The organism is Vibrio sp. B172a, from assembly GCF_030248355.1.
Lineage (GTDB): Bacteria > Pseudomonadota > Gammaproteobacteria > Enterobacterales > Vibrionaceae > Vibrio > Vibrio owensii.
On sequence record NZ_JAHGAC010000039.1, the window covers coordinates 1 to 9624 of the forward strand.

Annotated in this window: 4 protein-coding genes; all 4 read left to right on the plus strand. The window is 43.2% G+C overall.

The window, feature by feature from the left end; translation table 11 throughout:
• Positions 1-1147, plus strand: a 1147-nt coding sequence (locus tag KIT90_RS26725) for a tandem large repeat (protein WP_285379604.1), incomplete at its 5' end; no start/stop codon positions are given.
• A gap of 760 nt (positions 1148-1907) precedes the next feature.
• Positions 1908-3626 carry a hypothetical protein gene (locus KIT90_RS26730; RefSeq protein ID WP_285379606.1) on the plus strand — a complete coding sequence of 573 codons (1719 nt, stop codon included), beginning with the start codon at positions 1908-1910 and terminating at the stop codon, positions 3624-3626.
• 1 nt (position 3627) lies between these two features.
• Positions 3628-4863: a hypothetical protein gene (locus KIT90_RS26735; RefSeq protein WP_038893414.1), complete on the plus strand. Its 1236-nt coding sequence runs from the start codon at positions 3628-3630 to the stop codon at positions 4861-4863.
• Positions 4856-9547 (plus strand): OmpA family protein, encoded by a 4692-nt coding sequence (locus KIT90_RS26740; RefSeq protein ID WP_285379608.1) that lies wholly within the window; start codon positions 4856-4858, stop codon positions 9545-9547. Before KIT90_RS26735 ends, KIT90_RS26740 begins: the two co-directional genes overlap by 8 nt.
• Positions 9548-9624 lie beyond the last annotated feature (77 nt).

The window sequence follows — 9624 nt, forward strand, 5'->3', positions numbered from 1 at the left end:
GGAGTTCGATAAAGCGCTGCAAGCGGCAAGTGCAGAGCTGGGTGGTTCCGCCTTCACACTGACTAAGACAGCGGATGCGAAAGTCTGGACTGGTGACGTTGTCGTGCCCGTCACGTCAGGGTTGACCGTAGGTTTGGTGGTGAAAGACTACCAAGACTTGTCTGGTAACACAGGCGCAGATGACAGCAGCCACTCAATGCCAATCACGCCAATCTTGGCGATCACGCCAGTAGGCAATGTGGATGGAACAAATGCGGCTTCATTGCAGATTGCGGGGACGTCAACACGCTTTGAAGGCCAAACGGTGAGCGTAGAAATCAAAGCGCAAGGCAGTGAAACGCCTATCGTGAGCAGCAATGCCACGGTGCAAAGCGGCGGGGCTTGGACGAGCAACGCGATGGACATCAGTGGTGAGACAAATGGCGCCTACAACGTGGTGGTAACGGGGACCAACGCCTCCAATGTCGAGGTCACAGAAACGAGCACCTTAACGCTATCGCAGGAATTGCCAACCTTGACCAGTGCGACCTTCAATCCAACGCACCAGTTGGAAGGGCAAAATGTCACGGTCACACTGGAGTTCGATAAAGCGCTGCAAGCAGCGAGTGCAGAGCTGGGTGGTTCCGCCTTCACACTGACTAAGACAGCGGATGCGAAAGTCTGGACTGGGGACGTTGTCGTGCCCGTCACGTCAGAGCTGACCGTAGGTTTGGTGGTGAAAGACTACCAAGATTTGTCTGGTAACACAGGCGCAGATGACAGCAGCCACTCAATGCCAATTACACCAACGATCACTATGGGAACCATCAGTGATGTGTCTGGTAATACAACAGTAACTGTTAATGGAACAAGTACTCGCTTTAAACAGGGTGAAGTAATAGAAATCAGAGCTGTTGATGCTGATGATAAGCCAACTACTGGTAATGCATCTGTGCTCAGTGATGGAACATGGACCGTTGATCTTGATTTGTCTTCTTTGAAAGAGGGCACTATTACTGTCTATGCAAATGGCACCAATTCGCTATCCGCAAGTGCTACTGAGGTCAACACGACATTTAACTATTCGAGCACTGTCGTTAAAGTGCTTATCGTTCCAGATTATCTGTATAGAGATAAGGAAGATATAGCCTTGAAAAAGGTTGCGTAATACAAAGCGAGCATTTAGCTCGCTTTCTTTTTATTTGGTGTTAAGTGATCTAAGTCAAATGATTAGCTTTTTCTAATAATTGCGACAGATGATTTGATGGTCTTTATACAAGGTCAAATATCTAGAATGACTATATCTATTTTGTTTTTAGATGGTGTTGGTGTGATTGTGGTGGTCAATTCCAGAATGTGGTGGTGAATATGCCACGTTGAGAATATGTCGCAATATTATATAGTTACATCCATCGCTATACCCCAAGTATAGAGTTCTGCATAAGGTAGGGTACTACCTGACAGTTGTGTAATCGTAATGAAGTGACACCAGCCTAGCATCACATCAAAGCGGTTACGCGTTTTTGTGGGTGTGACACGCACTCACCTTTTTTTATTCATACTTCCTCAGTAGCAATTCTATTATTTATTGTTACTGAGGAAGGTCATTGCTTTAGAGCCTTTCTTCGCTCTCTTATTGTCTGTATCGAAACTGTTAACTTCTGCCCAAAAATAAAAAAATTCCTTTTATTTGAATCCTTCTTTTTGATTTCAATGTCTAGTTATTTTGTCTTTATCTGTAGTTAAAATGACTTATTTGCTAGCGAATGTGTCTTTTGGTTGGCTTTTAGCTTATTTGTTGATTTTTCTATGTGATTGAATGTTATAAATTAAATTAGTAGCATTAGCGCACCAAATCGTACTTGTAAGCCTTATCAGCTTAAATGTCACCGCAACCATATTTACGATGTTGGTTGTGGAGAATTCAAATGCATTTAGTTTGCAAATTTATACCTAGCTCGAAGCTATCCTCCAGCGAGCTATCTTATGTTCTTACACCAGACGAGTGTATAGGGCAGCTTTCGCGTTTGCGAAATTCAGATGACATCCTTAGAAACCTCCCTAAAGAGTTTGCGCAAAAGATTTCTTTTTCTTCTAAAAAAACGACCAGCGGATTGCTAGCAGCGATCAGAGCCGAACTTGGGAAAGGCAGTTGGGTCTCATTGTCTTCCTTTGCTCGTAGGTCGCCACTAACAGACTCTCAGTTGCAAAGTTTTCCTAGACTTAAAACACTCGTTGACTCTGTGTCAGCTTCGAATGAAAGCAAAGTTTTTAAAGCGGGCTACAAGCAGGTTACTGACGATGTTGCTTTGGTCCGTAGTTACACGCATGTACCTTCTGAGCCAAGCCCAGATCAAAAAATCGTTGTCGAGTTTGCAGGGCAGTGGTCTAGTAATGCAGCATGTTTGATGTTGGGTAAAACGGACGCTCAAAAAGAAAAAGTTACTGTAGGCAAGGCCGATACAGAAAACAAACACCGCAGCCTCGCGACGTTTAAAGATCTCGAAGCTGAGGGCAAAACGCTCTATATCAAAATCCCTTGTTCCGACCAACCTCAGCCAATCTTGCTTAAACTCGCCGAAGACCTGCAACCCGTTGATAAAGAGACGCAGATGGATGAGTGGGATAACGTGTTGGTGCCAGTAGTTCCAGTTCATAAGAGTGATTCAGGGTATGTATCTATTGATCGCGGTTATATTTATTTCGTTTGGCAATCAGAAGTTTGGCGAGAAATCCAAGTTCAAAACGACGGACGCTTTTCTGATGTCGATCTATCGCTCTACCAAAGCACTAAGTCCTCGCCTCAAAGATCGGTCGATATCAGCTTATATGATGAAGACTCCGAAGCATTTCTGTCAGGGGAAGCGTTTCAACTGTACCAAGACGGTAAAAAAGTCTATGAGGGTGTGTTGGACGAATACGCTTGCGCCCGTGTTTTTGGTCTTACGGGAGAAGAAGTTGAGGTAGTGGTTGCTGATTGGCCTAATGAAGGCGAAACATACAGAGAATTACTTCAAACCGAGTTGAGTCCATTTAAGGCTGGAAGTAAAACAAAGAGAGAGCCGCTTGGTGTTCCTTTGCCTCATATTTGGCTTCCATACAAAATAAACGGCAGCGTACAAAGTGATGTTGCTCTTTATTATTCTCGGGCTCAACTCAATACTCAGCAACTCAATGAATTAAAGAGCGGGAATAACGAGAAAGCGATTAAAGTAGACCTCAGTGATTATTCTTCTGCTCATAACTTTGATGCGAGCTCCGAACCTGTGATTTCGCTGCCGAATCTAGATACTCAAGCGCCAAGCAAATCAGATTACAATATCATCAGCCAAAACGAGCAAGGTGTTGCTGCTGCTGTTGTTAACTCACCAAGTGAAGGCATTGTAATAACGTATAAAAGTAACCCTCAGTGCGATCAACCGGATGATTTTTTCCAACTGACGTGTGTTGATGAGACATGGAGCCAAAAGATTTTTTTGCGCGAGGCTGAGTTTGTTGATCAGTATTGTAAAGAAGTCGTGTTTAGTGGTTGGTTACCAGAAGTTAAAAGGGTCAATCTAACCCGTCATTGCCGATCTCATAACTCAGATAAAACGGTCTTAATGTCAGTAATTTATCAAGACATTGAACTCACGGAACTATTATAAAATGAAACGAACAACGTTAAGTATCATGCTTCTGTCGACAGCTATGTTATTAACAGGCTGTGGTGACGAAAGTAATCAAACTTCGAATACTGCAACAACACAATCCGTAGAAAAAGAACCCGCTCAAAAGGCTTGTTATAACGTTGCTCAAGCGACATCACTTGAACGTAAAGAAGTGATAGGACCACGCTGCCAATGGCAAAGTGAGCACAACTTTATTGTTTACTCTGAAGATCTGTCCAAGCCAGAATATCCAGGCACGGTTCCTGTCAAACCGGGCTACGCGGTTCGCCGTGCAAAAGAGTGGCCTCGTGAAGATTTATCTGATGCAAGCTCCTATGACAAACCTCGTATTCAGTTTTGGTGGAATAATGTCAGCTCTCGAGACCCTCTCGTAAATGAATACGAAAATGGCTACAAAATTTGGAGCATGAAAATTGATGGGACAGATTTACGCTTAGTCACAGATGATATACCAAGTACAGCGTCACCACAGAACTATGTAACGAGTCGTTCCCCCAATAATCGTTATGTGGCTTATGCCTATAGTTTTGGTGGGCCTTTGATAAAGGCGATCTTTGACTTAGAAACGCAGCAGACCATTCAACTGGGCAGCGCGAGTACCAAGCCATATCTGGTCTGGGCGGATGATTCTAGCTACATCTATTTCTCAGATGGTTTTAAACGTTTTAAATACACACTTGCGACGGGAACCAAAGAAGAGGTAGATGTACCGTTGTCTGAAGATACGGTCATTGTAGATGGCAAGTTAATCAATGCTGCGGGCTTGGGGGTGGGGGTTTATGACGCAAAGACACTCAAACGCTTATACACTATTTTGCCTGAAAAAGAGTTTGAAGACTCCGTCGATATTGAGAAGCGCATCTACCGCCAAATTGCTATCAGCCCCAATGGTAAATATGTATGGGGAATAAACTCGTATCGTAAGGTGCTGATCAACGTACAGGATAAAACTTGGCTTGCGTTTTCTAATGACGGAGATGAAAAGAAAGTTTATGCGGAAGTTGATAACATTAGTAATAACGGTAATGAGACACAAACTGGCACAGCTTTAATAATGATCAGGCGTTATGGGCCAGATTACCGATATAAGATGAATGGCGAAGGCGCACAAGGCTGGAAAGTGGTTCAATCGGGTCGAATTGCAAAAACACCTGTACTTTACAACGCTGATGCTAATGGTGGGCGTTTTCTGGAGGTAGATAGCGATGAGTAATGACTTTAAGCATTTACCGACAGACATCTATTTGTTTGGTGTCGATTTTCCTAATGTTGGAGATGCACAGAACCCTCGATATAAAGCACTCAATATTGAAAAAGACCTGACCTCATTGGAAGAGTTGAAAAATGTTCGCCCTATGTCACGGCTTCCCATTGCCATAAATTTAGGTAAGGAAAGCGCAGCCCTTTGGGCGACAGACGATTTAGGCCGTTTACATGTGCTGGGTGATTCAACGCAGAAAAACCAAAAAACCAATATCAATCAGGTTTTGGCACTGCGCTCGCCAGTACATGAATTAACGCAGAAGACGTATAAGTTGTCTTTTCCCGAATGGTCAATGCTGACAGAGTTAGCGATTGGTGCGCAGAGTAAGGCTCGCCCAATAAAAAAGGCGTGTGCAGACCTTGCCTCTATCTTAGAAAAGCTAAAGGGGTATGGCGGTGATCAAGCGCTTAACTCGCTTGAAAAAAAAGTGGAATACGCTGTCACAGAAGTAAAGCGTTCACAACTTGCGCCTAAATATGAAGCGGGCACTCAAGCACTAACTGATGAGCAAGTTACATATAACAAATGGTATGACTCTGTTCCTGAAGATAAGCCAATTCGTGGCTTTATCGTGCCGACTTTTTCATTTCTCGCTGTAGCATTCTCAACACAAGAGTATGCTGATGCAATTGTTAAAGTCACTCGTTTTGATGAGGAGACCGGACAGCATCTCAACCTGCAAGATGAAAAAATCATAACGCAAGCACAACTTGATGAAGCCAGCGTTTCGCGTCGTCCAATAGCTTTGTTTCCGTTGGCGTCGGACGTTTTTACTAATGGCATGTACACCATTGAGGTGATTTTCGACCAGAAGCTTGGAGTTGAAATTCCCGAATTTGCGCAGAATGCCACCAATGTAACCAAAGAGTACGATGATTTCGGTATCGTTACTAAAGTCAGTTACGAGCTACGAGAGTACATCACGCTTAGCCAAACTACACCGTTTGGTAAGATTGCGGTTGTTGCGGGCGACATGATCTCACTTGAAGAGTCTTTGATATACCAATTTCCTACGCAGTTTAAAGCTCTACAAGCCTTCCGAATGGGGGAGCTTGAAAACTTAGAGAATAGTGGAACGACCGCCAGTATGAGTGCTGCACTGTGGGAGATTGGAACAAAAGTTACACCAAGTTTGGTCAATGCTGGCATTAATATTCATCAAAACCCGTCAAGTAAACATGATGTGATTGGAAGTTTAGCAAATACGTTTTGGGGGCAAGTAGACAAGGGCGCTTTACCCCCAGCCATGATTTCTGCATTAGAGTTTTCATTTGGGGTATCGGCGACTGCAGCAGCTTACCAAACTCTTCAAGATTTACGCCAAGTAGCATCGGAATCTGAGCGTGCAGCTCAAGTGGGCTTAAAAACGCTTCTCAAAGAGAAAGGGTTTGATAAAAGTAAGTTCTTTACTAAGGTTATTGAACCCGCGAGAAATGGTAATGCCCACGTTGTGGCGGGGAGTGCTGCTAGAACGTGGTTGACAGGTAACGGCAGTGTCAAAAGCTTTTTGTCGCCCTTTGCTGGTGCTGGGCTCAATGCAATTAACACTTTCTATGAGATAAAAGAGATCACTGACAAAAGCGAGCAATTACGCTTAGCAGAAGAGAAAGCTAAACTCAGGAAAAGTTATTTTGAGCAGGTATCACGCGATTATCTGAACTGGGTACCAGTCTGGAAAGAAAGTCTGAAGAGCGGGGAATTACTACTTAAGCAAATCATAGATAAGTTAGGCGACAATGTAACGTTTACTGACAGCATTCCTAATGACGTTGCTGAAGACAGTGCAATGTTTGTTAAAGACCATAAAGGTGCTGGTTTACGCTTGGTTTTTCCTTTTGATAACAACCAGGTTCAAGCCCCGCACTTGTCATATCTATCTGCTGTCGATAAAGAATTATCTAAGATTCCAAATGCCGTTGTTGAAATCGAAGGGCATGCCTGTCAAAACGGTGATTCAGAATATAACCAAAACCTTTCGCAACAGCGAGCGCAGCATGTTGCTGAGTTCTTTTCTTCAGTCAGTGATATTCGATTCTTTGGCGAACGTCGACCAATAGTCGAGGTACCAAACAACGAAATCAAACGCGAAAACGCGCAACTTAATATTAACCGACGTGTTGAGGTTCGAATCTACCTCCAAGAGTTTGCGGCGAGAATTCCACCGAGTCGACTCGGCTTTAAGGCTATGGAGCAAGCGCGTTTAGCTCAGTTAAATGCGAACTTGGGAGAAGAAGCAGTTGCAAAAGAGCTCAAACTAGCTATCTTCGAGATGATCGTTGGTATGGCTTGCTATGTTCCGATAATAGGGCAGGCAGCAAGAGGCTTTTTCGTTGTCAAAGAAGGCGGAAAAATGCTGATGAGTGGTGCCCAGTTGCTTGACTCTGCACTCTTTGATTATTACTTGTCTTCTTACAACGAGGTTAGAAAAAGCGTATCTGCAATTGAACAACTTAGCCATGAAACCACAGAGATTATTGATTCATTGGCTGAGATTAATACGCAATTGACTGAGGTGTATTTTACGTCATCAGATGCGTTAGTTGAGCACTTAGGAAAAGCTACGGGTGCAAAGGAGCTGATTAAGCGCTATCAACGCCGGGCACTTGCTATTAATGGTTTGGTGCTTTTGATTCAAAGAGCTTGTTCTGAGGGCGAACAAGAGTTCACAGAACAGTGGCGAACACTAGCCATCGATGAATACATTCAGCGATATATCGAAACCGATGGCTGGGTATTAAACACAGAGTTAAAAGAAAATTTGTGTAACTTGTGGCTCCAAGAACTCATGCGTCGTGAGGGACACAAGCAACTAATTGAAAGTTACGGTGAAGAAATCGCTGAACAAGTCATCACTCGTAATAAAGCCAACTATATTGCTCCAAAAAGGAAAGATGTTTCTGGGGCGTTTAATGTCGCGTTTCCTGTGCAAGACAAGCTCTATAATCGTGATCAACAACGAGGCTTAGTCGAGTTTGCTACACAATTTAATGTTGAGTCTAAAAAATTATCAGAAGAGGACCTAGGGTTCGTTAGGTTATTAGTCTCTGAGCCTCATGACAACTCCAAATGGGTCACCTTTGATGAGTGGGAGAAGGTACGATTAAAAGCAAATAAAAAGGTGCGATTATCGCCTTTCCACCGTTTGAAGTGGCAAATGGTGTTAGGCAAACAAAGTCTGAAACAGATGACGTCAAATGTGTTTCAGTGTGAGATGTCTTATCAGCGTACTGATGGTTTACTTAATACCAGTGGGCCTAAGTTTAATTTGATGTTCAAACCGATGAAACACGAAGAGTTTAGTGTAGACCCCAAAGGTGAGTTGGCCGAATTTTTTGAGGCGGAAAAAGCAGACGGCAAAGTCCTGATTGGTTGTGAGTTTGAGCCGTATTTTTACTTTGGTGATGATGTCTTCTCTGGTGTGAAGCCTTTGATCGCCAAGCATGATTTAGTTGATTATAGTGGCTATTTATCTAAAGTTGCTCTCGGTCCGATTTTTGGGCAGGTGATAAAAATTGACTCCCAACAAGATGTACTCAAAGAATATGTAAACAGCGGTGGCTTCAAAAATATGACCTATGAGTTCACTCTCTCTGGAAGCAACTATAAGCTACCAGTACGAGTGGACAAGACAGTCGGACGATTTATTACGTCACCTAGACAGATTCCTGTAGGGGTTGATACAAACCATAACTATACACTCTCTGCTAAATCGGGCTTTTTGGCGAACGGAAATAGTGTGTCAGAGAAAGATTTGTTAACGCTAGATTTTGTCTTACATAGTAAAGTTCATAAAGGCCCGACAAAGCCTGTTATCGATGACATTAAGCACAGTGCGATTGCGGTCAACTACGGGAATAAACGACAGTTTATGAACGAGGACAGTATGTTCACTACTGCAGATGAGCTAAAAGGCTTTGATTGGACTTCGAATAAGTCATTCGCTATGGAAGTTATGCTCATTGGTGGCAAGCACAGAAAAGAGTCGTATCAGGGCCAAGATCTTGAATGGCAGAGTGTTCCAGTTTCACTAAAGCTCTCAACCACTTTTGATAATGAAGCCGTATTTGGATCTGAAACTACCGCTGGTCCTGAGTATCTAAGTAACCTTACTTATATTGGGATAATTAAGAAGGACGGTTCTAAATGGACGCTAGATGACAGCGATGTGGTTAACAAAAATATAGACGCAGATTTTGTCTCTGAGGCTCTATCCAACATAGACATGGATGAAGATTTCGATGGTAAGGTGGTCTATGCGTCTCGTTTCGAGTTCGCATTTAAAGCGCTGAACGGGCAAGAAATCAAGGGGCTTCGACCATTTGGACCCGTTGTCTCGACATCTGGTCGATTCCAAGAAGCAGTTCTAAAGGTGTCCTCTCTAGTACAACGTAATACAGCGGAAAAAACGCCGTTTAAACTTGGAAGCTTTGAGATGTCGTTGGGCAGGCAGTACAAAAATGTAGATGAGTTATCTTATTTTTCTGATTGTGAAGACCCAAGCTATAAAGTTGATAAAGATATGTACGTCAACTGGGCAAAACTGAAACCAGAAGAGCGTACAGAACGTTTGGTAACTTGGATTAGAGACCCATACTTAGCAACCATCATTGAAGCGTCGATTCTCAATAAATAAAAAAACCGCCTTCGGGCGGTTTTTCTTTTCTTATCAATGGAAACTGAAGTAAGATTTCTCGCTTTTCGCTTTTCGCT

Coding starts and splice junctions, on each gene's coding strand:
- KIT90_RS26730 (WP_285379606.1), top strand. CDS start 1,908: ATGCATTTAGTTTGCAAATTTATACCTAGCTCGAAGCTATCCTCCAGC.
- KIT90_RS26735 (WP_038893414.1), top strand. CDS start 3,628: ATGAAACGAACAACGTTAAGTATCATGCTTCTGTCGACAGCTATGTTA.
- KIT90_RS26740 (WP_285379608.1), top strand. CDS start 4,856: ATGAGTAATGACTTTAAGCATTTACCGACAGACATCTATTTGTTTGGT.